Raw genomic sequence first — 26800 nt, 5'->3', positions numbered from 1 at the left:
GTCAGGCCCTTCCCTTCGTCTCACGCTCAGCGACGACCACGGTGATGTGGCTCGTCCGCTTGAGGATCTGGCTCGCGCGGCCCTGTGCCCGGGGGCGGAACCGCTTGAGGGTCGGACCCTCGTCGACGAACGCCTCTGCGACGTACAAGGTGCCCTCGTCGAATCGCTCCCCGTCCCGCTTCGCGAGCTCACGGGCGTTGGCGATCGCGGACTCGACGACCTTGAGGACCGTCTCACCCGCGGCCTGCGGTGCGAACTTCAGCACCTGCACGGCCTCGCCGGCCTGCTTGCCACGGATGAGGTCCACGACGCGCCGGGCCTTCTGGGGCGTGACGCGGACGAACCGCGCCTTCGCCTTGGCTTCCATTGCTGTCCTGCCTTCTTGTCTCAGCCGTCCAGGCTGTCGCTTCACTGACCCGGGGGTCAGCGGCGACGGCCCTTCCGGTCGTCCTTCTCGTGGCCGCGGAACGTCCGCGTGGGGGCGAACTCGCCGAGCTTGTGCCCGACCATCGCCTCCGTCACGAACACCGGCGTGTGCTTACGACCGTCGTGCACCGCGAACGTGTGGCCCAGGAAGTCCGGCGTGATGACCGAACGACGGGACCAGGTCTTGATGACGTTCTTGGAGCCGGCCGCATTCTGCGCGTCGACCTTCTTCTGCAGGTGCCCGTCGACGAAGGGCCCCTTCTTCAAGCTGCGAGGCATGTCTCCCGGCTCCTATCAGCGCTTCTTGCCGGTGCGACGGCGACGGACGATGAGCTTGTCGCTCGGCTTGTTCGGCCGGCGAGTACGACCCTCGGGCTGGCCCCACGGGCTGACCGGGTGGCGACCACCGGAGGTCTTGCCCTCACCACCACCGTGCGGGTGGTCGATCGGGTTCATCGCCACACCACGGACGGTCGGGCGCTTGCCCTTCCACCGCATGCGGCCGGCCTTGCCCCAGTTGATGTTCGACTGCTCGGCGTTGCCCACCTCGCCGACCGTGGCGCGGCAGCGCAGGTCGACGTTGCGGATCTCGCCGGAGGGCATGCGCAGCTGCGCGTAGGGCCCGTCCTTCGCCACCAGCTGCACGGAGACACCGGCCGAACGGGCGATCTTCGCACCGCCACCGGGCCGCAGCTCGATCGCGTGGATGACCGTACCGGTCGGGATGTTGCGCAGCGGCAGGTTGTTGCCGGGCTTGATGTCGGCGCCGGGACCGGCCTCGACGATGTCGCCCTGAGACAGCTTGTTCGGGGCGATGATGTAGCGCTTCTCGCCGTCCGCGTAGTGCAGGAGGGCGATGCGAGCGGTGCGGTTGGGGTCGTACTCGATGTGAGCGACCTTGGCCGGCACGCCGTCCTTGTCGTGGCGACGGAAGTCGATGACTCGGTAGGCGCGCTTGTGGCCACCGCCGTGGTGCCGCACGGTGACGCGGCCGGTCGAGTTGCGACCACCCGTCTTGTGCAGCGGGCGGACCAGCGACTTCTCCGGCTCCGAGCGCGTGATCTCGACGAAGTCGGCGACGGACGAACCGCGGCGGCCCGGCGTCGTCGGCTTGTACTTACGGATTCCCATGGGGATCTGTCCTCGTTCTGCTCTCAGGCCCGGTCAGCCGACCGGCCCGCCGAAGATGTCGATCGTGCCCTCGCGGAGGGTGACGATGGCGCGCTTGGTGTCCTTACGACGACCGATGCCGAACTTCGTCCGACGCGCCTTGCCCTTCCGGTTGGCGGTGTTCACCGAGGAGACCTTCACGCCGAAGATCTGCTCCACGGCGATCTTGATCTCGGTCTTGTTGGCGCGGGGGTCCACGATGAACGTGTACTTGCCCTCGTCGATCAGGCCGTAGCTCTTCTCGGAGACGACCGGCGCGATCAGGATGTCGCGCGGGTCCTTGGCGACCGTGGTCACTTGGTGTCCTCCTCGACCTCAGCGGACGACGCCACGGCCGTGACCGACTTGCCCTTGGCGGGGCCGGCCAGGAACGTGTCGAGCGCACCCTGGGTGAACACGACGTCGTCCGAGACGAGCACGTCGTAGGTGTTGAGCTGGTCGGCGACGAGCAGGTGGACCCGCTCGACGTTGCGCAGCGACTTCAGGGCGAGCTCGTCCTGACGCTCCACCACGACCAGGATGTGCTTGCGCTCGGACAGCTGCCCGAGCACGGCCAGAGCGGCCTTGGTGGACGGCGCCTGGTCGATACCGAAACCGGTGACGACGTGGACGCGACCCGCACGGGCCCGGTCGGACAGAGCACCGCGGAGCGCCGCGGCCTTCATCTTCTTGGGGGTCCGCTGCGAGTAGTCACGCGGCTGCGGACCGTGGACGGTCCCACCACCGGCGAACTGCGGCGCACGGGTCGAACCCTGACGGGCGCGGCCGGTGCCCTTCTGCTTGTACGGCTTCTTGCCGCCACCGCGGACCTCGCCACGAGTCTTCGTGGAGTGGGTCCCCTGGCGAGCCGCGGCGAGCTGCGCCACGACGACCTGGTGGATCAGCGGGATGTTCGTCTGCGCGTCGAACACCTCGGAGGGAAGGTCGGCGGTGCCGGCCTTCTTGCCCGTGGTGTCGAGCACGTCGACAGTCTGGGTGGTCATGACGGTCATGCCCCCTTCACGGCGGTACGCACGACGACGACGCCGCGCTTGGGGCCGGGAACTGCGCCCTTGAGCAGCAGCAGGCCCTTCTCGGCGTCGACCGCGTGGACGGTCAGGTTCTGAGTGGTCTGCTGGACGTGGCCCATGCGGCCGGCCATGCGCAGACCCTTGAAGACGCGCGACGGGGTGGAGGCGCCACCGATCGAACCGGGCTTGCGGTGGTTCCGGTGCGCACCGTGCGAGGCGCCCACACCGGAGAACCCGTGGCGCTTCATGACACCGGCGGTGCCCTTGCCCTTGGTGGTGCCGATCACGTCGACCAGCTGCCCGGCCTCGAAGACCTCGGCAGTGATCTCCTGACCGAGGGTGAACTCGGCCGCGTTCGTCGTGCGGATCTCGGCCACGTGACGGCGCGGGGTGACCCCGGCCTTCTCGAAGTGGCCCTTGAGCGGCTTGGTGACCTTGCGCGGGTCGATCTGGCCGAAGGCCAGCTGGACCGCGGAGTAGCCATCAGCCTCAGCGGAGCGCACCTGGGTGACGACGTTGCTGCCGACCTGCACGACCGTGACCGGGACGAGACGCCCTTCGGCGTCCCACACCTGAGTCATGCCGAGCTTGGTCCCGAGCACCGCCGTCACGGGGCGCGCGTTCTGCTGGGTAACCATGAAGATCAGTTCCTTCCCAGCGTCAGAGCTTGATCTCGATGTTCACGTCCGCGGGCAGGTCGAGACGCATGAGCGAATCCACCGCCTTCGGCGTGGGATCGATGATGTCGATCAGCCGCTTGTGCGTGCGCATCTCGAAGTGCTCACGGCTGTCCTTGTACTTGTGAGGCGACCGGATGACGCAGAAGACGTTCTTCTCCGTCGGCAGCGGCACCGGGCCCACGACCGTCGCACCAGCGCGAGTCACCGTGTCGACGATCTTGCGCGCCGAGCTGTCGATGACCTCGTGGTCGTAGGACTTGAGCCGGATGCGGATCTTCTGTCCCGCCATGGCGTCGTCTACTTCTCTCTCTTCGAACTGCTTCTGTCCGACCCCCGCACTCGGGCGTGTCGCGTTAGCGACGTACCTTTGCGCTGGTCACAGCGGCGCCCGGGGGCGACACACTCTGATGGGATCGATGGTGATGTGGGAGCCCGGTACCGGGTGACCCCGGCCCCTCTCGAACTCACAACGCGTCCCTGCCCGCCGCGGTTGACCGGTCCGTGCGCATGCACACAGACAGTCCCGTCCTCGGGCAACTTGTCTAGTGTGCCAGATCCCCCGTGATCAAGCCAATCCGGTCCTTCGTCACACTCCGGGCGGCCCGTCCCGCGCTCAGGCCGGGGCGACCGCCGGGGTCTCCTTGACGGCCAGGATCGTCAGGCCGTCCGCGCCACCGATCACGATCGCGTGCGGCGTCTTGCCCTGCCGCGCGCAGGCGAAGACCATCGGCGGCAGCTCGGGCATCAGCTCCCCCACCGCGAACCCCGTCTGCACCCGCCCGGCGACCGCGGCGTCCCACGCCCGTCGCTGCTTCTTGTCCATCGCCGAGACCCGGGCCCCCACCCGTGCGACGCCCTCGGCCAATCCGGAGGCGGGTTGCCCGGGGCCGGAGAGCACCACGACCTCGATCTGCGCCCGGCCCGCCTTCACGGTCAGCCCGGTCGGGATCTGCTCGGCCAGCCACCCGTCCTGCAGATACCGCTGGTACGCCTTGTCGACCCGGCCCTCGTGGGTCAGCAGGTCGACGACGACCAGCACCAGGATGATCGGCAGCAGCACCACCGGCCCCCAGACCAGGGCGATCAGGATCGGGTCGGTCTTCCCGGCGGTGCCGGTCGTGGTCCAGAACAGGTCCCAGAACGAGGCCCCCGGGTTCCGGTCCATCGACTCCCAGGCCGAGCGGGCGTTGTTCAGCAGCAACAGCAGCAGGATGCCGCCGACCACGGTCGCGAACCCGGCCACCTTGCGCGGGACCACGGCGATCCGGCGGAACTCCTCGAGCGACATCTTCATGGGCGAAGCGTGGCATACACAGAGACCCTGGTGCGCCCGCTGTACGCCAGATGGACGTACGGCGAGAGGGCCCGGACATCCTCGACGGATGTCCGGGCCCTCTCGGGTCAGACGGTGTGCCCTAGGGGCGCGGGATCACTTGACGATCTTGGTGACCCGGCCGGAGCCCACGGTGCGGCCACCCTCGCGGATGGCGAAGCCGAGGCCCTCCTCCATGGCGATCGGCTGGATCAGCTCGACGCTGATCTCCGAGTTGTCGCCCGGCATGACCATCTCGGTGCCCTCGGGCAGCGTGATGACGCCGGTGACGTCGGTGGTCCGGAAGTAGAACTGCGGACGGTAGTTGGAGAAGAACGGGTTGTGACGCCCACCCTCGTCCTTGGTCAGGATGTAGACCTGGCCCTCGAAGTCGGTGTGCGGGGTGATCGAACCCGGCTTCACGACGACCTGACCGCGCTCGACGTCCTCACGCTTGGTGCCGCGGAGCAGGAGGCCACAGTTCTCGCCGGCCCACGCCTCGTCCATCTGCTTGTGGAACATCTCGATACCGGTGACCGTGGTCTTCTGCGCCGGACGGATACCGACGATCTCGACCTCGGAGTTGATCGCGAGCTTGCCGCGGTCGACCTTGCCGGTGACGACGGTGCCACGACCGGTGATGGTGAAGACGTCCTCGATCGGCATGAGGAACGGCTTGTCCATGTCACGGACCGGCTCCGGGACGGACTCGTCCACGGCGTCCAGCAGGTCCTCGACCGACTTGACCCACTCGGCGTCGCCCTCGAGGGCCTTCAGGCCGGAGACGCGCACCACGGGGGCGTTGTCGCCGTCGAAGCCCTGCGAGGACAGCAGCTCACGGACCTCCATCTCGACGAGCTCGAGGATCTCCTCGTCGTCGACCATGTCGGACTTGTTCAGCGCCACGAGCAGGTAGGGCACGCCGACCTGACGCGCGAGCAGCACGTGCTCGCGGGTCTGGGCCATCGGACCGTCGGTCGCGGCGACCACCAGGATCGCGCCGTCCATCTGGGCGGCACCGGTGATCATGTTCTTGATGTAGTCAGCGTGACCCGGAGCGTCGACGTGCGCGTAGTGGCGCTTCTCGGTCTCGTACTCGACGTGCGCGATGTTGATCGTGATACCGCGCTGCTTCTCCTCCGGCGCCTTGTCGATCTCGTCGAACGGCGTGAAGGGGTTCAGGTCCGGGTACTTGTCGTGCAGCACCTTCGAGATCGCAGCGGTCAGCGTCGTCTTGCCGTGGTCGACGTGACCGATGGTCCCGATGTTGACGTGCGGCTTGGTCCGCTCGAACTTGGCCTTGCCCACTGTGTCCTCCTCAGGACTGGTGTAGAGATTGCCGGTCGACGTGGGGCTGGTGGCCCCACGGACGAACGGTCCTACGGGTCGGGTTGTTGATGGTAATGACGACCTGTGGGACTACTCGCCCCGGGTCTTCTTGATGATCTCGTCGGCAACATTCCGAGGAACCTCGGCATAGCTGTCGAACTGCATCGAGTACACGGCGCGGCCCTGGGTCTTCGACCGCAGGTCCCCGACGTACCCGAACATCTCCGAGAGCGGCACCTGGGCGCGAATGACCTTCACGCCCGTCGCGTCCTCCATGGACTGGATCATGCCGCGACGCGAGTTGATGTCGCCGATGACGTCGCCCATGTACTCCTCGGGCGTACGGACCTCGACGGCCATGATCGGTTCGAGGAGCGCGGGGTCCGCCTTGCGGGCCGCCTCCTTCAGGACCATGGAACCCGCGATCTTGAACGCCATCTCCGAGGAGTCGACGTCGTGGTAGGCGCCGTCGAGCAGCGTGGCCTTGACCCCGACCAGCGGGAAGCCGGCCAGCACGCCCTGCTCCATCGCCGACTGGATACCGGCGTCGACGGAGGGGATGTACTCACGCGGGATGCGACCACCGGTGACGGCGTTCACGAACTGGTACATCTCGCCCTCGTCCGACACCAGCGGCTCGAAGGACATCTGCACCTTGGCGAACTGGCCGGAACCACCGGTCTGCTTCTTGTGCGTGTAGTCGATCTTGTCCACCTTGCGGCGGATGGTCTCGCGGTAGGCCACCTGGGGCTTGCCCACGTTGGCCTCGACCTTGAACTCACGGCGCATCCGGTCGACCAGCACGTCCAGGTGGAGCTCGCCCATACCGCCGATGACGGTCTGGCCGGTCTCGTCGTCCAGACGGACCCGGAAGGTCGGGTCCTCCTCGGACAGCTTCTGGATGGCGGTGGAGAGCTTCTCCTGGTCGCCCTTGGTCTTCGGCTCGATGGCCACGTCGATCACGGGCTCGGGGAAGGTCATCGACTCGAGCACGATCGGCGCGTCCTGGGCGGCCAGGGTGTCACCGGTGGTGGTGTCCTTCAGGCCGATGAACGCGTAGATGTGACCGGCGTGCGCCGAGTCGACCGGGTTCTCCTTGTTGGAGTGCATCTGGAAGAGCTTCCCGATGCGCTCCTTCTTGCCCTTGGTCGCGTTGAGGACCATGTCGCCCTGGGCGACCTTGCCGGAGTAGACCCGGACGTAGGTCAGGCGACCGAAGAACGGGTGCACGGCGACCTTGAAGGCCAGCGCGGAGAACGGCTCGGAGGCGTCGGGGTGACGCTGCAGGACCTTCTCCTCGTCCTTCGGGTCGTGACCGTCGACGGCCGGGACGTCCAGCGGGGTCGGCAGGTAGTCGATCACGGCGTCGAGCATGGGCTGCACGCCCTTGTTCTTGAACGCCGAGCCGCAGAGCACCGGGAAGGCCTCGGTGGCGATGACGAGCTTGCGGATGCCGGACTTGATCTCGGCGACCGTGAGCTCCTCCCCACCCAGGTACTTCTCCAGCAGCTCCTCGTCCGCCTCGGCGACCGACTCGAGGAGCTCGGCGCGGTACTGCTCCGCCTTCTCGACCAGGTCGGCCGGGATCTCCTCGATCTCGTACTTCTCGCCCAGGGCGGTCTCGCCGCGCCAGACCAGAGCGCGCTGCTCGATCAGGTCGACGACGCCGATGAAGTCGTTCTCGGCACCGATCGGCAGCTGGATGACCAGCGGCTTGGCCTTGAGACGGTCCTTGATGGTCTGCACGGTGAAGTAGAAGTCCGCACCGAGCTTGTCCATCTTGTTGACGAAGCAGATGCGCGGGACGTCGTACTTGTCCGCCTGCCGCCACACGGTCTCCGACTGGGGCTCCACGCCCTCCTTGCCGTCGAACACCGCGACCGCACCGTCGAGGACGCGGAGCGAGCGCTCCACCTCGACCGTGAAGTCCACGTGGCCCGGGGTGTCGATGATGTTGATCTGGTTGTTCTTCCAGTAACAGGTCGTCGCGGCCGACGTGATCGTGATGCCGCGCTCCTGCTCCTGCTCCATCCAGTCCATCGTCGACGCGCCGTCGTGCGTCTCACCGATCTTGTAGTTGACCCCGGTGTAGAACAGGATCCGCTCGGTGGTGGTGGTCTTGCCAGCATCGATGTGCGCCATGATGCCGATGTTGCGGACCTTGTTCAGGTCCGTCAGCACGTCCAGTGCCACAGGTTCAGCCCCTCGATTATCGAGCTCGCTCAGCCGCTGGGATTACCAGCGGTAGTGGGCGAACGCCTTGTTGGACTCGGCCATCTTGTGCATGTCCTCGCGACGCTTCACCGCGGCACCCAGGCCGTTGGAGGCGTCGAGGATCTCGTTCATCAGGCGCTCGGTCATCGTCTTCTCACGACGGGCGCGGGAGAAGTCGGTCAGCCAGCGGAGCGCCAGAGTGGTCTGGCGGACCGGGCGGACCTCGACCGGGACCTGGTAGGTGGCGCCACCGACGCGGCGGGAGCGGACCTCGAGCGACGGCCGGACGTTGTCCAGCGCACGCTTCAGCACGACCACCGGGTCGGACTGGGTCTTCTCACGCACGCCCTCGAGGGCGGCGTAGACGATGGCCTCCGCGACGGACTTCTTGCCGTCCAGGAGGATCTTGTTGATGAGCTGCGTGACGACCGGGGACCCGTAGACGGGGTCGACGATCAGCGGCCGACGAGGGGCCGGACCCTTACGAGGCATCGGTTCAGCCCTTCTTCGCGCCGTAGCGGCTACGAGCCTGCTTACGGTTCTTCACGCCCTGAGCGTCCAGGGCACCACGGATGATCTGGTAACGCACACCGGGGAGGTCCTTCACGCCGCCGCCGCGCACGAGCACGATGGAGTGCTCCTGCAGGTTGTGGCCCTCGCCGGGGATGTAAGCGGTGACCTCGATGCCGGTCGAGAGGCGCACACGGGCGACCTTCCGCAGGGCAGAGTTCGGCTTACGGGGGGTGGTGGTGTACACGCGGGTGCACACGCCACGACGCTGCGGGGAGCTCTTCAGAGCAGGCGTCTTCGACTTCTTGGTCTTGGCCTGCCGGCCCTTGCGGACCAGCTGCTGGATCGTAGGCACTACGTCTCCGTCTTGTTGATGAGTTGGTCTGACCGGCACCCGTCACCCTGGACGGCCGGCTCGTCCCGGATCGCTGCCCGTCGTGCAGCTACCCCGGAGTGGTCTTGCGTCCCGCCACCGACCCCCGCGCCCGGGCGTGTCGTCCGGTGCTCCACACTCGACCGATCCTGCGAGGAACCGATCGATTGCGCGAGCGCGCGCGAGAGCCCGACGGCGCGGGCACGGTGTCCTACGTTACCCGCGCCTGACCGCAGAATCAAAGCAGTTCGGCTGTGGGCCGACTGCGCAGGTCCGGGCCACGTCGTCGTCACCGGCTCGTCGACCGCCGGACATGCTCGAGGGGCTCCCCACCACGCGGGTGGGGAGCCCCTCGGCTGCCGTCAGGCGATCAGGTCATCGAGTCAGCGGAAGTCGCCGAAGTCGATGTCCTCGAGCGGGATCGCCTCGCCCGAGCCGAGGCCCAGGGCGGGGAAGTCGATCTCGTCGTAGCCGAAGGACGGGTACAGCTCGGCCTTCGCCTCCTCGGTGGGCTCGACCACCACGTCGCCGTACCGGGGCAGGCCCGTGCCGGCGGGGATGAGCTTTCCGAGGATGACGTTCTCCTTCAGGCCGAGCAGCGGGTCGGAGCGACCCGACATCGCGGCCTCGGTGAGGACGCGGGTCGTCTCCTGGAAGGACGCCGCCGACAGCCACGAGTCGGTGGCCAGCGACGCCTTGGTGATGCCCATCAGCTCCGGACGGCCGGAGGCCGGCTGGCCACCCTCCGCCACGGCCTTGCGGTTGGCGTCCTCGAACCGGCCGCGCTCGGCCAGCTCACCCGGGAGCAGGCCGGTCTCGCCGGAGTCCAGCACGGTCACGCGCCGCAGCATCTGCCGCACGATGACCTCGATGTGCTTGTCGTGGATGTCCACGCCCTGGGAGCGGTAGACCTCCTGGACCTCGTCCACCAGGTGCTTCTGGGTGGCACGCGGGCCGAGGATGCGCAGGACCTTCTTCGGGTCCACGGCGCCCTGGACCAGCTGGGTGCCGACCTCGACGTGGTCGCCGTCGTTCACCAGCAGCCGGGACCGCTTGGTGATCGGGTAGGCGATCTCCTCCGAGCCGTCGTCCGGGGTGAGCACGATCTTGCGGATCCGCTCGGAGTCGTCGATGACGACCCGGCCGGAGAACTCCGCGATCGGGCTCTCGCCCTTCGGGGTACGGGCCTCGAAGAGCTCCTGCACACGGGGCAGACCCTGCGTGATGTCCTCCGCGGAGGCGACACCACCGGTGTGGAAGGTACGCATGGTCAGCTGCGTGCCCGGCTCACCGATCGACTGCGCCGCGATGATGCCGACGGCCTCGCCGATGTCCACCAGCTTGCCGGTGGCCAGCGAGCGGCCGTAGCAGCGGGCGCAGGTGCCGACCCGGGACTCACAGGTGAGCACGGAACGGACCTTGATCTCGGTGACGCCGGCCGCGATCAGGCGGTCCAGCATGACGTCGCCGACGTCCTCGCCGGCGCGGCCGACGATCTCGCCGTCCAGCTCGACGTCGGTGGCCAGGGTGCGGGCGTAGACCGAGGTCTCCACCTTGTCGTGCCGGCGGTAGCCGTCACCGACCTTGACCCCGATCGGCATGGTCAGACCACGCTCGGTGCCGCAGTCGTCCTCGCGGACGATGACGTCCTGGGAGACGTCCACCAGACGACGGGTCAGGTACCCCGAGTCGGCGGTCCGCAGCGCGGTGTCCGCCAGACCCTTACGGGCACCGTGCGTCGCGATGAAGTACTCCAGGACCGACAGGCCCTCGCGGTAGTTGGACTTGATCGGGCGCGGGATGATCTCGCCCTTCGGGTTGGCCACCAGACCACGCATACCGGCGATCTGACGGACCTGCATCCAGTTACCACGGGCGCCGGAGCCGACCATCCGGAACACGGTGTTCCGGGCGGAGAAGTTCTCCTGCATCGCCTTGGCGACCTTGTCGGTGGCCTGGGTCCAGATCTCGATGAGCTCCTGACGGCGCTCGTCGTCGGTGATCAGACCCTTGTCGAACTGACCCTGCACCTTGGCGGCACGCGCCTCGTGCTCGGTCAGGATCTCCGCCTTGCCGGACGGGGCCGCCACGTCGGAGATCGCGATGGTCACGCCGGACCGGGTGGCCCAGCGGAAGCCGGCCTCCTTCAGCGCGTCCAGCGAGGCCGCGACCTCGACCTTCGGGTACCGCTCGGCCAGGTCGTTGACGATGACCGACAGGCGCTTCTTGTCGACGACGCCGTTCTCGTACGGGTAGTCCACCGGCAGCAGCTCGTTGAAGAGCGCGCGGCCGAGGGAGGTCTCGAACAGGTACGGCTTGTCGGCCACGAAGCCCTCGGGCTCGGTGCCCTCGGCGAAGACCAGACCGTCCATCCGGATCTTGACCACGGCGTTCAGGTCCAGGCTGCCCTGGTCGAAGGCCATGATCGCCTCGGCCACGGAACCGAAGGCGCGACCGGCGCCGATCGGGTCCTCGCGGTCCGAGGTCAGGTGGAACAGACCGATGATCATGTCCTGCGAGGGCATGGTGACCGGGCGGCCGTCCGACGGCTTCAGGATGTTGTTCGAGGACAGCATCAGGATGCGGGCCTCGGCCTGGGCCTCGGAGCTCAGCGGCAGGTGCACGGCCATCTGGTCGCCGTCGAAGTCCGCGTTGAAGGCGCCACACACCAGCGGGTGCAGGTGGATGGCCTTGCCCTCGACCAGCTGCGGCTCGAAGGCCTGGATGCCCAGGCGGTGCAGGGTCGGCGCACGGTTCAGCAGCACCGGGTGCTCGGTGATGACCTCTTCCAGCACGTCCCACACGACCGGACGGGCACGCTCGACCATCCGCTTGGCGGACTTGATGTTCTGCGCGTGGTTCAGGTCGACCAGGCGCTTCATCACGAACGGCTTGAACAGCTCGAGCGCCATCTGCTTGGGCAGACCGCACTGGTGCAGCTTCAGCTGCGGGCCGACCACGATGACCGAACGGCCCGAGTAGTCGACACGCTTGCCCAGCAGGTTCTGGCGGAATCGACCCTGCTTGCCCTTGAGCATGTCGGAGATCGACTTCAGCGGCCGGTTGCCCGGGCCGGTGACCGGACGACCGCGGCGGCCGTTGTCGAACAGCGAGTCGACGGCCTCCTGGAGCATCCGCTTCTCGTTGTTGACGATGATCTCCGGCGCGCCCAGGTCGAGCAGCCGCTTGAGGCGGTTGTTCCGGTTGATCACGCGGCGGTACAGGTCGTTCAGGTCGGAGGTCGCGAACCGGCCACCGTCCAGCTGCACCATCGGACGCAGGTCCGGCGGGATGACCGGGACGGCGTCCAGCACCATGCCGGTCGGCGAGTTGGTGGTGGTGAGGAACGCGTTGACGACCTTGAGGCGCTTGAGGGCGCGGGTCTTGCGCTGGCCCTTGCCGGTGCGGATGATCTCGCGCAGCGACTCGGCCTCGGCCTCCAGGTCGAAGTTCTGCAGGCGCTTCTGGATCGCCGCGGCGCCCATCGAGCCCTCGAAGTAGTTGCCGTACCGGTCCTGGAGGGCGCGGTAGAGCAGCTCGTCACCCTCGAGGTCGGCGACCTTCAGGTTCTTGAACCGGTCCCAGATGGTGTCCAGGCGGTCGATCTCCGCGTCGGCACGCTTGCGCAGCTGCGCCATCTCGCGCTCGGCGGAGTCGCGGACCTTGCGGCGCGCGTCGGCCTTGGCACCCTCGGCCTCCAGCTCGGCCAGGTCGGCCTCGAGCTTGGACGCGCGGGTGTTGATGTCGTTGTCCCGGCGGTCCGAGATCTCCTTGCGCTCCAGGTCGATCTCGTTCTGGAGGTTGGGGAGGTCTTCCTGACGGCCCTCGGTGTCGACCCACGTGATCATGTAGGCCGCGAAGTAGATGACCTTCTCCAGGTCCTTCGGGGCGAGGTCGAGCAGGTAGCCGAGGCGGGACGGCACACCCTTGAAGAACCAGATGTGGGTGACCGGGGCGGCGAGCTCGATGTGGCCCATCCGCTCGCGGCGCACCTTGGAACGGGTCACCTCGACGCCGCAGCGCTCGCAGATGATGCCCTTGAAGCGCACGCGCTTGTACTTGCCGCAGTAGCACTCCCAGTCCCGGGTGGGACCGAAGATCTTCTCGCAGAACAGACCATCCTTCTCCGGCTTCAGGGTCCGGTAGTTGATGGTCTCGGGCTTCTTGACCTCGCCGTGCGACCAGGCACGGATGTCGTCGGCGGTGGCCAGGCCGATACGCAGCTCGTCGAAGACGTTGACGTCGAGCAAGGGGTCCTACTTCCTTCGCGTTCCGGTGGGGGTGTCCCCGCCCGGAGGAATCTCAAAGTCGGTGTGTCGGCGCCCGGCGGGCCGGACCGGTGGGGGTCCGGCCCGTCGGGGCTCGGCGTCAGATCTCGTCGACGGAGCTCGCGGCGTTCGGGCGGCGGGACAGGTCGATGCCCAGCTCCTCGGCCGCCCGGTAGACCTCGTCGTCGTTCTCGCGCATGTCGATCGAGACGCCGTCGCTGGACAGCACCTCGACGTTCAGGCACAGGGACTGCATCTCCTTGAGCAGCACCTTGAACGACTCCGGGATGCCCGAGTCGGGGATGTTCTCGCCCTTGACGATCGCCTCGTACACCTTGACGCGGCCGGGGATGTCGTCCGACTTGATGGTGAGCAGCTCCTGCAGCGTGTAGGCGGCGCCGTACGCCTCCAGGGCCCACACCTCCATCTCACCGAAGCGCTGGCCACCGAACTGCGCCTTACCGCCCAGCGGCTGCTGCGTGATCATCGAGTACGGACCGGTGGACCGGGCGTGGATCTTGTCGTCGACCAGGTGGTGCAGCTTCAGGATGTACATGTAGCCCACCGACACCGGCTCCGGGAACGGCTCGCCGGAGCGGCCGTCGAACAGCCGCGCCTTGCCGTTGGTGCCGACCATCCGCTCGCCGTCACGGTTCGGCAGCGTCGCGCCGAGCAGACCGGTGAGGGTCTCCTCCGGCACACCGTCGAACACGGGGGTGGCGACCGGGTTGCCGGGCTCGGACGCCCGCGCGATCTCCGGCACCTGGCTGATCCAGGACAGGTCGCCCTCGGCCAGCTCGACGTTCCAGCCCTGCTTGGCGATCCACCCGAGGTGGACCTCCAGCACCTGGCCGACGTTCATCCGGCCGGGGACACCCATCGGGTTCAGGATGATGTCCACCGCGGTGCCATCGGGCAGGAACGGCATGTCCTCGACCGGCAGGATCTTGGAGATGACGCCCTTGTTGCCGTGACGACCGGCCAGCTTGTCGCCGTCGGTGATCTTGCGTCGCTGGGCGATGTACACCCGGACCAGCTCGTTCACGCCGGCGGGCAGCTCGTCGCCGTCCTCACGGTTGAAGGTGCGGACCTCGATCACGGTGCCGGACTCGCCGTGCGGCACCTTCAGGGAGGTGTCGCGGACCTCGCGGGCCTTCTCGCCGAAGATCGCGCGCAGCAGGCGCTCCTCCGGGGTCAGCTCGGTCTCACCCTTCGGGGTGACCTTGCCGACCAGCACGTCGCCGGCGGAGACCTCGGCACCGATGCGGATGATGCCGCGCTCGTCCAGGTCGGCCAGCACGTCCTCGGAGACGTTCGGGATGTCCCGGGTGATCTCCTCCGGGCCGAGCTTGGTGTCGCGGGCGTCGACCTCGTGCTCCTCGATGTGGATCGAGGACAGGACGTCGTCCTGCACGAGGCGCTGCGACAGGATGATCGCGTCCTCGTAGTTGTGGCCCTCCCACGACATGAGCGCGACCAGCAGGTTGCGGCCCAGGGCGAGCTCGCCCTCGTCGGAGGCGGGGCCGTCGGCGAGCACTGAACCGACCTCGACCCGGGCGCCCTGGTCGACCAGCACACGCTGGTTGTAGGAGGTGCCCTGGTTCGCGCGGCGGAACTTCGCGACCCGGTAGGTGGTGGTGGTGGCGTCGTCGTTGGCGACGGTGATCAGGTCGGCGGACACCTCGGTGACCACGCCGGCCTTGGTGGCGACGATGGTGTCACCGGCGTCCACCGCCGCACGCCACTCCATGCCGGTGCCGACCAGCGGCGCCTCGGAGCGGACCAGCGGCACGGCCTGACGCTGCATGTTCGCGCCCATGAGCGCGCGGTTCGCGTCGTCGTGCTCCAGGAACGGGATCAGCGCGGTGCCGACGGACACCATCTGGCGCGGGGACACGTCGATGTAGTCGACGATGTCGGCCGGGACGTCCTCGGTGTCGCCGCCCTTGACCCGGACCAGCACGGTCTCGTCGGCGAACCGGCCGTCGACGATGGTCGCGTTGGCCTGCGCGATGACGAAGCGGTCCTCGTCGTCGGCGGTCAGGTAGTGCACGTCGTCGGTGATCCGGCCGTGCTCGACCTTGCGGTACGGGGTCTCGACGAAGCCGAACGGGTTGATCCGCGCGAAGGTCGCCAGCGAGCCGATCAGGCCGATGTTCGGACCCTCGGGGGTCTCGATCGGGCACATGCGGCCGTAGTGCGACGGGTGGACGTCACGGACCTCCATGCCGGCGCGGTCGCGGGACAGACCACCCGGGCCCAGCGCGGACAGACGACGCTTGTGCGTCAGACCGGCGAGCGGGTTGTTCTGGTCCATGAACTGCGACAGCTGGCTCGTCCCGAAGAACTCCTTGATGGAGGCCACGACGGGGCGGATGTTGATCAGGGTCTGCGGCGTGATCGCCTCGACGTCCTGGGTGGTCATCCGCTCGCGGACGACGCGCTCCATCCGGGACAGGCCGGTGCGGACCTGGTTCTGGATCAGCTCGCCCACGGCGCGGATCCGGCGGTTGCCGAAGTGGTCGATGTCGTCGGTCTCGACGCGGACCTCGACCGCCTCGCCGTTGCGACGGCCCGGGAGGGTCGTCACGTCGGCGTGCAGGGCGGCCATGTACTTGATCGCGGCGACGATGTCGTCCTTGGACAGCACGGAGTCCGCGAGCGGGACGTCGATGCCGAGCTTCTTGTTGACCTTGTAGCGGCCGACCTTCGCGAGGTCGTAGCGCTTGGGGTTGAAGTAGAAGTTCTCGATCAGCGCGCGACCGGCCTCGACCGTGGGCGGCTCGCCCGGACGGATCTTGCGGTACAGGTCGAGCAGGGCCTCGTCCTGGGTCTGGACGTGGTCCTTCTCCAGGGTGTCGATGACGGCCGGGAACTGGGAGAACTCCTCGCGGATCTCCGACTCGGTCATGCCGAGAGCCTTCAGCAGCACGGTGGCGTTCTGCTTGCGCTTGCGGTCGACGCGCACGCCGACGTTGTCGCGCTTGTCGATCTCGAACTCGAGCCAGGCGCCACGGCTCGGGATGACCTTCACCGAGAAGACGTCCTTGTCGGAGGTCTTGTCCGGGGTGCGCTCGAAGTAGACGCCGGGGGAACGGACCAGCTGGGACACCACGACACGCTCGGTGCCGTTGATGATGAACGTGCCGCGGTCGCTCATGAGCGGGAAGTCACCCATGAAGACGGTCTGCGACTTGATCTCACCGGTGGTGTAGTTCACGAACTCCGCGGTGACGAACAGCGGCGCGGCGTAGGTGAAGTCCTTCTCCTTGCACTCCTCGGCCGTGTACTTCGGCGGCTCGAAGCGGTGCTCACGGAAGGACAGGGACATCGTCCCGCCGAAGTCCTCGATCGGGGAGATCTCCTCGAAGATCTCCTCCAGACCGGCGGTCTCCGGGACGTCCTGGCGTCCGGCCTCGACGGCGGCGGCGACTCGCGCCTGCCACCGCTCGTTGCCGAGCAGCCAGTCGAAGCTCTCGGTCTGCAGGCCGAGGAGGTGCGGGACCTCCAGCGGCTCGTCGATCCGGGCGAAGGAGACACGGCGGGAAGCCGTACGATTCGCGATGGCTTCGGAGATGGAAGTAGGGGTGCGCGAGGCAGCCAAGAGGGGTCCTTCCCAGCAGATCGAGTTCCCTGCGATCTGACCCGGCGTTCCACGGCACCCCGCCTCGGACTTTCCGACCTCGACCATGACGATGTCGGGAGGGTCCGGGTTATCTAGTGCCGCGGGCACAGGCCAGCGCAAAGCGCTAGCGTAGCCCACACTCCGCTGGAAGTCCAGAGCAGGATAGACGCGCCCCCCGCGAGCTGTCACCTCGGCGCGCCGGGTGACGTCGCGGCGCAGCTCAGGGCAGGTCGCGGACCGTGATCGTGGTGCCGTCGACGCGGACCGCGCGGCGGCCCCGGTGGTCGATCACGGTCGGGGCGAGATCGGACCAGTGCCAGGCGACCGCACCGGTGTCCGGGTCCCAGGCGGTGGCGGTGCCGTCCACGGTGCCGAGGATCAGCCGCCCGTCGGTGAGCAGGGCGGTGGGCAGCGGGTCGACCGGGATGCGGCGTCGCGGGGCGTCCTCGGGTGCGGCCGGGTCGACCAGCCGCAGGTGCGGTGCCGGGATCTGCTCGAACTCCTCGTCGTCCCAGTCCCCCGGGCAGGCCAGCACGAGCAGATCGTCGGTCACCCACGTCATCGGCAGATCCCAGTCGTCGCTCAGCACCGACTGCCGCACCGACGGGCCGTCCTCCGACTCCCAGGGGTTCCGGGTCAGCCAGTCCGGCAGCGACCAGGTCCGCAGGATGCCGATCGGCGTCCACATCCAGCCGCCGTCCGCCACGAACCGACCGCCGGGACTGATCGCGAGCGAGCCGTGGAAGTAGTCCAGATCGTGCTCCGGGTCCTTTCCGGCCGACCCGTCCGGGAGTGCCCGGCCGGTGAGCAGCTCGCCGGTCAGCGCGTCCGAGGCGTCCAGCCGGTTCCAGGCCGTGCGGTGCACCAGCAGGCGACGGTCCCCGTGCCGGGTCAGCGCGGCGGCGAACCGCACGGTGGCGCAGTGGTGGCCGTCGTTCACCAGGCGGCGGAGCACCGTCCCGACGGCGAGGTCGACCACGATCCCGTCCCGGCCACCGTCCCGGACCAGCACCGCGAGCGCGGCGTCGGCGGTGACGGACAGCCGCACGCCCTCGGGGGTGAACCGCCGGTCGCCGGGCTGCTGCCGGAGCGGCGGCAGCTCCACCCGGCACAGCACCCGCTGGTCCCCCGTGCCGAGGTCCACCCCGACCAGGTCACCGCAGTCGTCCAGCACCACCAGGTCCAGCCCGTCGGCGGACACCGCGGCGGCATCGAGAGCGGGGCGGCCGGTGCGCAGGATCAGGCGGGTGTCGGTCACGAGCGGGGAACCTAGCCCGGCCCGACGGCACTCAGCGGCCCCCCGGTGGTCCTGGGTGGACCCCACCCAGGACACCACGAGGGTCCGGGCCGACGAGCGACCCGGACGTGCGCCACTCGACGCCGCTCGCCCGCACCCGGGTCCACCCGGACCATGTCACCACGGTCACCCAGCACCACCCGACCCCGGGTCGACCTACTCGGCTCTACGCGGAGGCGGCGGCACGTCACCGGGGATGGGCGCGGGGTCGGAGCGACGGCGCCGTCGCTCCGGCGGCTACCCGACGCTGCGGCTGAGGCGGTTCGACATGACACGAGGCCCGCCCCGCGTGCTGCGGGACGGGCCTCGTGCGAGAGGTCCGGATCAGCGAGTGATCCGGGCGCGCGTCACTTGACGGTGACGGTGGCGCCGGCGCCCTCGAGGGCAGCCTTGGCCTTCTCCGCGGTCTCCTTGTTGACGGCCTCGAGGACCGGCTTCGGGGCACCGTCGACGAGGTCCTTGGCCTCCTTCAGGCCGAGGGAGGTCAGGGTGCGCACCTCCTTGATGACGGCGATCTTGCCGGAGCCAGCGGCCTCGAGGATGACGTCGAACTCGTCCTTCTCCTCCTCGGCAGCGGCCTCACCAGCGCCACCCGCGGGGGCGGCGACGGCGACGGCGGCCGGCGCGGCAGCGGTGACCTCGAAGACCTCCTCGAAGGCCTTCACGAAGTCGGAGAGCTCGATCAGGGTCAGACCCTTGAACTGCTCGATGAGCTCCTCGGTGCTGAGCTTCGCCATGATGGCGGTTCCTTCCGTTCGGTTCCCGTCGGTCACGCCGACCGGCGGGAGAGTTGTTCGAGTGACGCCGAAGCCCTGGTGGCTCAGGCAGCGGTGTCGACGGACTCCTGCTTGACGCGGAGCGCCTCGACGGTGCGCACGGCCTGCGCGGCGGGGGCGGTGAACATGTACGCGGCCTGGAACATCTTGGCCTTCATGGCACCGGCCGCCTTGGCCAGCAGAACCTCGCGGGACTCGAGGTCCGCGAGCTTGGTGATCTCCTCGGCGGTCAGGGCGCGTCCGTCGAGGACACCGCCCTTGATGACCAGCGCGGGGTTCGCCTTGGCGAAGTCACGCAGACCCTTGGCGGCCTCGACCGGGTCACCGGAGACGAAGGCGATGGCGGACGGGCCCTTGAGACCGTCGGCGATACCCTCGATACCGGCTTCCTTGGCCGCGATCGCGGTCAGCGTGTTCTTCACCACGGCGTAGGTTGCGTTGCCGCTGAGCGACCGCCGCAGCTGCTTGAGCTGGGCGACGGAGAGCCCGCGGTACTCGGTCAGCACGGCCGCGTTCGAGTCACGGAACTGGTCCGTGAGCTCTGCGACGGCGGCTGCCTTGTCCGGCCTCGCCATGTGGCAATCCTTCCGATGGTGGTGCCGCAGGTCACCGTCGACCCCGCACATGAGAAGAGCCCCGACGCAGGTCGGGGCTCGCATCCCGCACGCCGGAGCGTGCGACCATCGATTCCTCACCTGCGCGGGCCTCCGCCGGAGCGGGACTTCGGGCGGCCGCCGAACGAACGGCGGCCAGCGACCTGCGGTCTTGGGCGCGTGAAGTCTAGGCAGAAGTCGGGCCGGGACTCAAATCGCCTGGTGGAGCAGGACCGCGGAGTCGTAGGACTTGCCCGCCCAGTGCACGGTGTCGACGTGGTCGAAGCCCCAGCGGGTGTACATCCCGACCAGGCGTTCCGCGCTGATCGCGGTGTCGGCGCCGATCGCGGTCAGGCCCTGGGCGCGCACCCAGTCGAGCGCGCCGGCCCACAGCGAGCGGGCCAGTCCGTTCCCCTGGTGCTCGGGGTCGACCGCCAGCTGGTTGAGCCAGGCCCGGTGCGGCTCCCGGGCCACCGGGGTCAGGGCCCGGATGCCGTGGCCGGGCGGGACCGAGACGGTGAGGGTGGCGATCAGCGTGTGGTCCGACTCGACCACCCAGCACCGACCGCCCTCGACCCGGTGCCGGGTGGTGTCGACGTCCTGGGTGGCGGCGGTGTAGTTCAGACCGTCGGTCGCCAGGTCGGCGTAGGCCCGGTGCAGCAGCGCGGTGAGCGGCTCGGCGTCCTCCGCGCGGAACAGCCGGACGTCAGCACTCATGGGCACCAGGGTGTCACGCCCGGGCGGGCAGGTGATCGGCGAGCAGTTCGGCCAGGTGCACCCCACGGACGTCGGCGAGCTGCTCGGCCTGGGTCCGGCAGGAGAAGCCGTCGGCCAGGTAGACGTCACCCGGGGCCGCCGCGCGCAGGGCGGGCAGCAGGGAGTTCTCGGCGACCTGGACCGAGACGTCGTAGTGGCCCTTCTCCATGCCGAAGTTCCCGGCCAGCCCGCAGCATCCGGCCAGCGTGGAGAAGGTCGCGCCCGCGTCGGTGAGCAGCCCGCGATCCGCGGTGTAGGTCATGACGGCGTGGTGGTGGCAGTGCGGCTGGACCACGGCGGTGACGTCGGACAGGTCCGGCAGCTGCCAGCGGTCCCCGGGGCCGACGGGCGCGGGGGCGGTGAGCAGCTCGGCCAGGGTGTGGGTCGAGCGGGCCACGGCGACCGCGCGCGGGTCCCCGGGCAGCAGGTCGAGCAGGTCGGAGCGGAGCACCGCGGTGCAGGACGGCTCCAGGCCGACGATCGGGATGCCGTTCACCGCATACGGACCGAGCACCTCCAGCAGGTGGCGCAGCCGATCCCGGGCGCCGTCGAGCTGGCCGGTGGAGATCCAGGTCAGACCGCAGCAGGCGTCGTGGTCCGGGACCAGCACCTCGTACCCGGCGGCCCGCAGCACCGTGACCGCTGCGGCGGGCACCGAGGGGGCGAGGGTGTCGCTGAACGAGTCGGTCCAGAGCAGCACCCGGGGCCGGCTGCCGATCGTGAGTCCGGTCGGGGCGGGCTCCCGGGTGACGTCCACCTGGCCGCGCCGGACCGCCGAGCGGAACGGGGTCGGGGCGAAGGTGACCATCTTCCGTCGGGTGTCCATCCCGCCCGCGGCCAGGACGGCCTTGGCCAGCGGCCGTACGCCCAGTGCCGCGTTGGCCAGCCGGGCCAGTCCGGGCACGCCGGTCACCCACCGGGCCCAGCGGGGCAGCCAGCCCAGCGCGTAGTGGTTCATCGGGCGCAGTCGCCTGCGGTACGTGCGGTGCAGCACCTCGGCCTTGTACTGCGCCATGTCCACCCCGGCCGGGCAGTCCGAGGAGCACGCCTTGCAGGACAGGCACAGGTCGAGGGCCTGGTGCACCTCCGGCGACGACCAGCCCCGGGAGACCAGCGAGCCGTTGGCCATCTCCTGCAGCACCCGGGCACGGCCGCGGGTGGAGTCCTTCTCGTCCCGGGTGGCCAGGTAGGACGGGCACATGAATCCACCGGTGGCGGTGGAGTCCGCCCGGCACTTGCCGACACCCACGCAGCGGTGCACCGCGGTGGTGAAGTCACCGGCGTCGTGCTCGAAGGCGAATCCGGAGGCCGCGGGCAGCGGGTGGGCGTGCGGGCGGCGCAGGTCGGCGTCCAGCGGACGCGGCCGGACCAGGACGCCGGGGTTGAGCAGGTCGTCCGGGTCGAGCAGGTCCTTGAACGCCTCGAACACCCGGATGGCGCGCTCGGAGTACATCACCGGGAGCAGCTCGGAGCGGGCCCGGCCGTCGCCGTGCTCGCCGGACAACGAGCCGCCGTGCTCGGCGACCAGGTGCGCGGCGTCGGTCATGAACGCGCGCAACGCCTCGCCGGAGCGCTCCATCGGCACGTCCAGGCGCAGGTGCAGGCAGCCGTCGCCGAAGTGTCCGTAGGCCAGGCCGTCCACCTGGTGCCGGGCCATCAGCGCCTCCAGCTCGCGCAGGTAGCCGCCCAGTCGTTCCGGCGGGACCGCGGAGTCCTCGAAGCCCGGCCAGGCCTGAGCGCCCGAGGGGGTGCGGCCGCCCAGCCCGGCGCCGTCCTCCCGGATCCGCCACATGGCCGCGGCCTGGGGTCCGGGCGGGAAGACGCCCACCGCGGCGGTCCCGGCATCCGCCGCGAGCGCGGTCGCCCGGTCCATCGCCTCGGTCAGATCCGCCCCGCCGACCTCGACCATCAGCCACCCCGCGCCCTCGGGCAGCGGCGGGACCGCGGCGGCGCCCTTGACCCGGCGGACCACGTCGACCAGGCGGGCGTCCATCCCCTCGATCGCCAACGGGCCGTGCGCGAGCAGCGCGGGCACGGCGTCCGCGGCGGCGGGCATGTCCGGGTAGCCGAGGACCACCAGGACCGGGGCGGCCGCGATCGGCACCAGCCGGACGGTGGCGCCGAGCAGGGTCACCACGGTGCCCTCGGTGCCGACCAGGGCCTTGGCCAGGTCGGCGCCGCGCTCGGGCAGGAGATGCTCGAGGGAGTAGCCGGAGACCTGCCGGCCGAAGCGGCCGAGCTCGGTGCGCAGCAGCTCCAGCTCGCCGCGGACCAGGGCGTCCAGGCCGGGCACCGGGCCCAGGCCCTTCCCGGCGGTGAACCGACGGCCCCGGCCGTCCACCACGTCGAGCTCCAGGACGTTGTCCGCGGTGCGGCCGTAGGCGACCGCGCGCGGGCCGCAGGCGTTGTTGCCGATCATCCCGCCGAGCGTGGCGCGGGCCTGGGTCGACGGGTCCGGCCCGAAGCGCAGCCCGTGCGGGGCGGCCTCGCGTTGGAGCATGGCCATCACCACGCCCGGATCGATCCGGGCGGTGCCGGCCTCCGGGTCGATGCTGTGCACCCGGTTCACGTGCCGGGACCAGTCGAGCACCAGTCCGGTGCCCACCGCGTTGCCCGCCACCGAGGTGCCGCCACCGCGTGAGGTCACCGGGATGCCGAGCCCCCGTGCGGTCTCCAGCGCAGCGAGGGCGTCGTCCACGTCGCGGGGGAAGGCGACCACCTGCGGCACCACGCGGTAGTTCGAGGCGTCGGTGGAGTACTCGGCGCGTCGGCGGGTCGAGTTGTCGACGTCACCGCGCATCACCGCGCGCAGGGCGTGGGTCAGGTCCGTGCTGGCGGTCGTGGGGGCGGACACGGCGGTCAGTGTTCCACCCCGGAACACGTCATGGGCGGTCCGGTCCACCTGCCGGGCGCAGTTCCAGGTGGACCGGCCCGGCGGACGGGCCGGCACAGCCGCCGCAGGCGGCGCCCGGAGTGCAGGTGCCGCAGCCGAGCCCGAGCGCCGCGACGGTGGTGATCTCCCCCAGGCGCACCCAGTGGTCGATCGCCGCCTCGACCAGACCGAGGTCCGCGTCCAGCCGGGCCGCGATGGCACCCGGACGCGCGCCGTCCCGGGACTCGCGCAGCACATCGGTGAGCAGGCTCATCGCGTCACCACAGCAGTCGGAAGCTCTGGAACACGGCCACCGCCAGCACCCAGGCCACCGCGAGCTGGACCAGCACCGCGCCGGTCGCCCACCGACCGCCGTACAGCCGCCGTTGTTCGCCGACGGTCGCCAGGCACGGGGTGTAGGCCAGCACGAACAACATGAACGCCAGGGCGGCCGCGGCGCCGTGCCCGCCCGACGTGCGCTCCAGCGTGATGTGGATCTGTTCGCCCAGTCCCCCGGCGGCGGCCGCGTCCTCGGGCTCGGCGACGTGGTACGACTGCGCGAGCGAGCCGACCACGACCTCTTTCGCGACGAACCCGGTGACCAGCGCCGCGGACATCCGCCAGTCGTCGAACCCGGCCGGGGCGAACACCGGGGCGATCGCCTCCGCCACCGCGCCGTACGCGCTGTCCTCGACCGGGACGTCACCGACCGGGTGCTCCCCGGTGACCGGGACCGCCTGCAAGGCGGCCACCACGACCAGGGTGGCGACGATCACCGTGCCGGCCTTGACCACGAAGGAGCGGACCCGGGTCCAGGTGCTGACCAGGAGGGCGCGCAGCCGGGGTCGCTGATAGGCGGACAGGGCCAGCACCAGGGGCTCACGGGCCAGGTCGCGGAACAGCACCCCGCGCAGAGCCAGACCGCCGAGCACCACCAGCAGGATGGACGTGCAGTACAGCGCGAAGATCACCGTGCCGGCGTGCTCGGGGAAGAACACCCCGGCGAACAGGATGAACACCCACAACCGGGCCGGGCAGGCGGTGTACGGGATGAGCAGACCGGTCATCAGCCGTCCCCGCGCGTTCGGCAGGGTCCGCGCGGCCGACAGAGCGGGCAGGTTGCAGCCGAAGCCGATCACCAGCGGCAGCATCGCCCGGCCGTCCAACCCGATCGCGCGCATCGCCCGGTCGGCGACGAACGCGGCCCGGGCCAGGTAGCCGGAGTCCTCCAGCAGCGCGAAGGCGAGGAAGACCAGCGCCATCAACGGCGCGAAGGACAGCACGGTGCCCACCCCGACCAGGACGCCGTCGACCACGACGGCGCCGACCAGCGGGGGTCCGGGCAGCCAGCCGGAGACCCAGTCGGCCACCGTGCCGTTGACCGCGGAGTCGACGGCGTCGATCAGGGGTCCGGCCACGGTGGTGGTGAGCTGGAACATCGCCCACATCACCGCGAGGAACACCGGGATGCCGCACCACGGGTCCAGCAGCACCCGGTCCACCCGGTCGGAACGGGTGCGGTGCGGGGTGCGCGGCCGGTCGCCCAGACTCCCGAGCACGCCCTCGGCCCAGTCGAAGACCTGGTCGGCGTCGGCATCCGCCGCCAGGTCGCGTACGCCGGGGACGCCTGCGGCGAGCGCGTCGGCGACGGTCTCCCCCAGGGCACGCAGCCCCCGTCCGGCCCGCGGATCCACCGCGACCACCCGGACCCCGAGCCGGTCGGCCAGCACCGCCGGGTCGACGTCCACGCCACGGGCCCGGGCCACGTCATTCATCGTGAGCGCGGCGATCAGCGGCGCACCGGTGCGGGCGACCTGGCCGAGCAGATACAGCGAGCGGGACAGCGCGGTGGCGTCCAGCAGGACCACGATCAGATCCGGCGCCGCCAGGGCACCGGCACCGACGACCGCGTCGGCGGTCACCTGCTCGTCCGGCGACCGCGCCAGCAGGGAGTAGGTGCCGGGCAGATCGAGCAGCCGCAGCCGCCTCTCCCCCTGGCGCCAGGTGCCGGTCTGCAGCTCGACGGTGGTGCCGGGGGCGTTCATCACCCGCTGGCGGGCGCCGGTGAGCGCGTTGAACAGGGTGGACTTGCCGACGTTCGGGCTGCCGACCAGCGCGATCACCGGGGACGAGGTGAGGAGTTCCCCGCGCGGCGCCGGTGCGTCGTGACAGCTCATCGCGCGGCCTCGACCTGGATCAGCGCGCAGGTGGCGGCGTCCACCGCGAACCGCTCGGCCCCCAGCGCGACCACCCGGCCCCCGAAGGCTGCGCGCTGCGTCACCCGCAGGACCGCCCCGGGACGCAGGCCCATCTCGGCCAGCCGCAGCCGTTGCGACGTGGGCAGGGTGACGGTGGCGACCCGGCCGTCCGTCATCGGCGCGAGCTGCGCGAGGTCCATGCCGTGAGGCTAGAACTGAGGTGAGGCTGTCCATGGGACTCCGGTCCCGACCGTGGCCCGGGACCACGCGGCCACGGTCGGGCGGGATGCTCAGTCGAGCGCGGCGTCCAGGGTGATCTCGGTGCCGGTCAGCGCCTTGGACACCGGGCAGGTGGCCTTCGCGGCCTGCGCGGCCTGCAGGAAGCCGGACTCGTCCAGCCCCTCGACCTCGCCGCGGACGGTCAGCGCGATGCCGCTGATCCGGAAGCCGCCGTCGCTGTCCGGGCCGAGCGTGACGTCGGCGGTCACGTGCAGCGCGACCGGGGTGCCGCCCGCCTCGCCGATCAGGGCGGACAGCTGCATGGCGTAGCAGGAGGTGTGCGCGGCGGCGATCAGCTCCTCAGGGCTGGTGGTGCCCTGGGCGTCGTCGGCGGCCCGCTTGGGGAACGAGACGTCGTAGGTGCCGACGCCGGAGCTGGTGAGCTCGACCTGCCCGGAGCCCTCGTTCAGGGTGCCGTTCCAGGCGGTGCGGGCGGTACGGGTGGGCATGGTGACTCCTCACGCTGGGACGCAGGCGACCGTCCGGCCGCCGCACTCACGCTAGGTCGCCGCGCGCGGGATCGCACCCGCAGGTCAGGGGGTGAACTCCCAGTGCCACGGCTCCGGCTTCGACCCGTTGGCCCGGGCCCAGGACGGCAGGTCCCAGCCGAACTCCGGGGCGTGGTCCAGCAGCCAGCCGTGCGCGGTGCTGCCGAACCGGGACAGCGGGCCGCCGAGGTCCACGGCGGTGCCGCGGCCGTGGTTCGAGGTGCCCGGGGTCGCGCAGAGCGTGCCCTTGGCGGCGAGGCACGCGACCTGCGCGGCGTAGGACCGGTACGAGTCCGTGATCGGCAGATCGGTGCCGAACTCCGCACGGTAGGCGGCGTTGAGACCCTCCAGGCCCTCGGCGGCGTCGCAGCGCAGCCGCTGGCCAGGGGCGAAGCCGAGTGCGCACAGTGCCTCGGCCGGGACCTCACCGTTCGGGTAGGCGTCCAGCGAGGCGGCCTGGGCGGCCTTGCGCTCGGCCTCGGCCCGGGCGGCGGCGAGCTCCTCGGCCTGGCGTCGGGCCTCCGCCTCCGCCGCGACCCTGGCGGCCTCCTCGGCAGCGGCGGTGGCGGCCCGGAGATCGGCGGCACGGTGCTCGACGGCCAGGGCGGCGGCACGGACGCGCGC

General features: G+C 70.0%; 24 protein-coding genes. All 24 read right to left on the bottom strand.

Going from position 1 to position 26800, the window contains the following annotated elements; all coding sequences use genetic code 11:
• Position 1: 1 nt before the first annotated feature.
• Positions 2-367 (bottom strand): 50S ribosomal protein L22, encoded by a 366-nt coding sequence (gene rplV / locus OGL89_RS02430; protein ID WP_169166347.1) that lies wholly within the window; start codon positions 365-367, stop codon positions 2-4.
• Positions 368-423: 56 nt separating this feature from the next.
• Positions 424-705 (bottom strand): 30S ribosomal protein S19, encoded by a 282-nt coding sequence (gene rpsS / locus OGL89_RS02425; protein WP_168630716.1) that lies wholly within the window; start codon positions 703-705, stop codon positions 424-426.
• Between the two features lie 15 nt (positions 706-720).
• A complete protein-coding gene (gene rplB / locus OGL89_RS02420) occupies positions 721-1557 on the bottom strand; it encodes a 50S ribosomal protein L2 (protein ID WP_169166348.1) in 837 nt (278 codons plus the stop codon).
• A gap of 33 nt (positions 1558-1590) precedes the next feature.
• Positions 1591-1893, bottom strand: a complete 303-nt coding sequence (gene rplW / locus OGL89_RS02415) for a 50S ribosomal protein L23 (protein WP_168630714.1) — start codon at positions 1891-1893, stop codon at positions 1591-1593.
• Positions 1890-2579: a 50S ribosomal protein L4 gene (rplD, locus tag OGL89_RS02410; protein ID WP_263118256.1), complete on the bottom strand. Its 690-nt coding sequence runs from the start codon at positions 2577-2579 to the stop codon at positions 1890-1892. The genes rplW and rplD overlap by 4 nt, the downstream gene beginning before the upstream one ends.
• 5 nt (positions 2580-2584) lie before the next feature.
• On the bottom strand, positions 2585-3244 hold the full coding sequence (gene rplC / locus OGL89_RS02405; RefSeq protein WP_263118254.1) for a 50S ribosomal protein L3: 660 nt from the start codon (positions 3242-3244) through the stop codon (positions 2585-2587).
• 22 nt (positions 3245-3266) lie between these two features.
• Positions 3267-3575, bottom strand: coding sequence for a 30S ribosomal protein S10 (gene rpsJ, locus OGL89_RS02400; protein ID WP_012867945.1), 309 nt, complete (start codon positions 3573-3575; stop codon positions 3267-3269).
• 324 nt (positions 3576-3899) lie between these two features.
• A complete protein-coding gene (locus OGL89_RS02395) occupies positions 3900-4580 on the bottom strand; it encodes a hypothetical protein (RefSeq protein ID WP_263118252.1) in 681 nt (226 codons plus the stop codon).
• Positions 4581-4715: 135 nt separating this feature from the next.
• Positions 4716-5906, bottom strand: coding sequence for an elongation factor Tu (tuf, locus tag OGL89_RS02390; RefSeq protein WP_263118251.1), 1191 nt, complete (start codon positions 5904-5906; stop codon positions 4716-4718).
• A gap of 111 nt (positions 5907-6017) precedes the next feature.
• Positions 6018-8120: an elongation factor G gene (gene fusA, locus OGL89_RS02385; protein WP_263118250.1), complete on the bottom strand. Its 2103-nt coding sequence runs from the start codon at positions 8118-8120 to the stop codon at positions 6018-6020.
• 42 nt (positions 8121-8162) lie between these two features.
• Complete coding sequence (gene rpsG / locus OGL89_RS02380; RefSeq protein WP_263118249.1) at positions 8163-8633, bottom strand: 30S ribosomal protein S7; 471 nt, start codon at positions 8631-8633, stop codon at positions 8163-8165.
• Positions 8634-8637: 4 nt separating this feature from the next.
• Positions 8638-9006, bottom strand: coding sequence for a 30S ribosomal protein S12 (gene rpsL, locus OGL89_RS02375; protein WP_169166356.1), 369 nt, complete (start codon positions 9004-9006; stop codon positions 8638-8640).
• Between the two features lie 401 nt (positions 9007-9407).
• Positions 9408-13274 carry a DNA-directed RNA polymerase subunit beta' gene (locus tag OGL89_RS02370; protein WP_263118247.1) on the bottom strand — a complete coding sequence of 1289 codons (3867 nt, stop codon included), beginning with the start codon at positions 13272-13274 and terminating at the stop codon, positions 9408-9410.
• Between the two features lie 118 nt (positions 13275-13392).
• Complete coding sequence (gene rpoB, locus OGL89_RS02365) at positions 13393-16896, bottom strand: DNA-directed RNA polymerase subunit beta (RefSeq protein WP_263118246.1); 3504 nt, start codon at positions 16894-16896, stop codon at positions 13393-13395.
• 241 nt (positions 16897-17137) lie between these two features.
• Positions 17138-18175 (bottom strand): hypothetical protein, encoded by a 1038-nt coding sequence (locus tag OGL89_RS02360; protein ID WP_263118245.1) that lies wholly within the window; start codon positions 18173-18175, stop codon positions 17138-17140.
• 386 nt (positions 18176-18561) lie between these two features.
• Positions 18562-18951, bottom strand: coding sequence for a 50S ribosomal protein L7/L12 (gene rplL, locus OGL89_RS02355; RefSeq protein WP_263118244.1), 390 nt, complete (start codon positions 18949-18951; stop codon positions 18562-18564).
• An 83-nt stretch (positions 18952-19034) separates the two neighbouring features.
• Positions 19035-19565, bottom strand: coding sequence for a 50S ribosomal protein L10 (rplJ, locus tag OGL89_RS02350; protein WP_263118242.1), 531 nt, complete (start codon positions 19563-19565; stop codon positions 19035-19037).
• A gap of 228 nt (positions 19566-19793) precedes the next feature.
• Positions 19794-20300, bottom strand: a complete 507-nt coding sequence (locus OGL89_RS02345; RefSeq protein ID WP_263118241.1) for a GNAT family N-acetyltransferase — start codon at positions 20298-20300, stop codon at positions 19794-19796.
• A 13-nt stretch (positions 20301-20313) separates the two neighbouring features.
• Positions 20314-23139 (bottom strand): FAD-binding and (Fe-S)-binding domain-containing protein, encoded by a 2826-nt coding sequence (locus tag OGL89_RS02340; RefSeq protein ID WP_263118363.1) that lies wholly within the window; start codon positions 23137-23139, stop codon positions 20314-20316.
• A gap of 82 nt (positions 23140-23221) precedes the next feature.
• Positions 23222-23485 (bottom strand): FeoC-like transcriptional regulator, encoded by a 264-nt coding sequence (locus OGL89_RS02335; protein ID WP_263118240.1) that lies wholly within the window; start codon positions 23483-23485, stop codon positions 23222-23224.
• A 4-nt stretch (positions 23486-23489) separates the two neighbouring features.
• A complete protein-coding gene (gene feoB / locus OGL89_RS02330; RefSeq protein ID WP_263118238.1) occupies positions 23490-25388 on the bottom strand; it encodes a ferrous iron transport protein B in 1899 nt (632 codons plus the stop codon).
• On the bottom strand, positions 25385-25609 hold the full coding sequence (locus tag OGL89_RS02325; protein WP_263118237.1) for a FeoA family protein: 225 nt from the start codon (positions 25607-25609) through the stop codon (positions 25385-25387). The genes feoB and OGL89_RS02325 overlap by 4 nt, the downstream gene beginning before the upstream one ends.
• A gap of 90 nt (positions 25610-25699) precedes the next feature.
• On the bottom strand, positions 25700-26137 hold the full coding sequence (locus OGL89_RS02320) for an OsmC family peroxiredoxin (protein WP_263118236.1): 438 nt from the start codon (positions 26135-26137) through the stop codon (positions 25700-25702).
• Between the two features lie 84 nt (positions 26138-26221).
• On the bottom strand, positions 26222-26800 hold a 579-nt coding region (locus OGL89_RS02315), incomplete at its 5' end, for a M15 family metallopeptidase (protein WP_263118235.1).

It is taken from the genome of Cellulomonas sp. RIT-PI-Y, assembly GCF_025642745.1.
Lineage (GTDB): Bacteria > Actinomycetota > Actinomycetes > Actinomycetales > Cellulomonadaceae > Cellulomonas.
The sequence above is the reverse complement of the archived record's forward strand: the minus strand, read 5'-3'. Positions and strand labels throughout refer to the sequence as shown.

Coding starts and splice junctions, on each gene's coding strand:
- OGL89_RS02345 (WP_263118241.1), bottom strand. CDS start 20,300: ATGAGTGCTGACGTCCGGCTGTTCCGCGCGGAGGACGCCGAGCCGCTC.
- rpsS (WP_168630716.1), bottom strand. CDS start 705: ATGCCTCGCAGCTTGAAGAAGGGGCCCTTCGTCGACGGGCACCTGCAG.
- rplD (WP_263118256.1), bottom strand. CDS start 2,579: ATGACCACCCAGACTGTCGACGTGCTCGACACCACGGGCAAGAAGGCC.
- OGL89_RS02325 (WP_263118237.1), bottom strand. CDS start 25,609: ATGGACCTCGCGCAGCTCGCGCCGATGACGGACGGCCGGGTCGCCACC.
- OGL89_RS02395 (WP_263118252.1), bottom strand. CDS start 4,580: ATGAAGATGTCGCTCGAGGAGTTCCGCCGGATCGCCGTGGTCCCGCGC.
- rpsG (WP_263118249.1), bottom strand. CDS start 8,633: ATGCCTCGTAAGGGTCCGGCCCCTCGTCGGCCGCTGATCGTCGACCCC.
- OGL89_RS02340 (WP_263118363.1), bottom strand. CDS start 23,139: ATGCGCGGTGACGTCGACAACTCGACCCGCCGACGCGCCGAGTACTCC.
- OGL89_RS02335 (WP_263118240.1), bottom strand. CDS start 23,485: ATGAGCCTGCTCACCGATGTGCTGCGCGAGTCCCGGGACGGCGCGCGT.
- rplC (WP_263118254.1), bottom strand. CDS start 3,244: ATGGTTACCCAGCAGAACGCGCGCCCCGTGACGGCGGTGCTCGGGACC.
- rplB (WP_169166348.1), bottom strand. CDS start 1,557: ATGGGAATCCGTAAGTACAAGCCGACGACGCCGGGCCGCCGCGGTTCG.
- rplL (WP_263118244.1), bottom strand. CDS start 18,951: ATGGCGAAGCTCAGCACCGAGGAGCTCATCGAGCAGTTCAAGGGTCTG.
- feoB (WP_263118238.1), bottom strand. CDS start 25,388: ATGAGCTGTCACGACGCACCGGCGCCGCGCGGGGAACTCCTCACCTCG.
- rpsJ (WP_012867945.1), bottom strand. CDS start 3,575: ATGGCGGGACAGAAGATCCGCATCCGGCTCAAGTCCTACGACCACGAG.
- rplV (WP_169166347.1), bottom strand. CDS start 367: ATGGAAGCCAAGGCGAAGGCGCGGTTCGTCCGCGTCACGCCCCAGAAG.
- OGL89_RS02320 (WP_263118236.1), bottom strand. CDS start 26,137: ATGCCCACCCGTACCGCCCGCACCGCCTGGAACGGCACCCTGAACGAG.
- rplJ (WP_263118242.1), bottom strand. CDS start 19,565: ATGGCGAGGCCGGACAAGGCAGCCGCCGTCGCAGAGCTCACGGACCAG.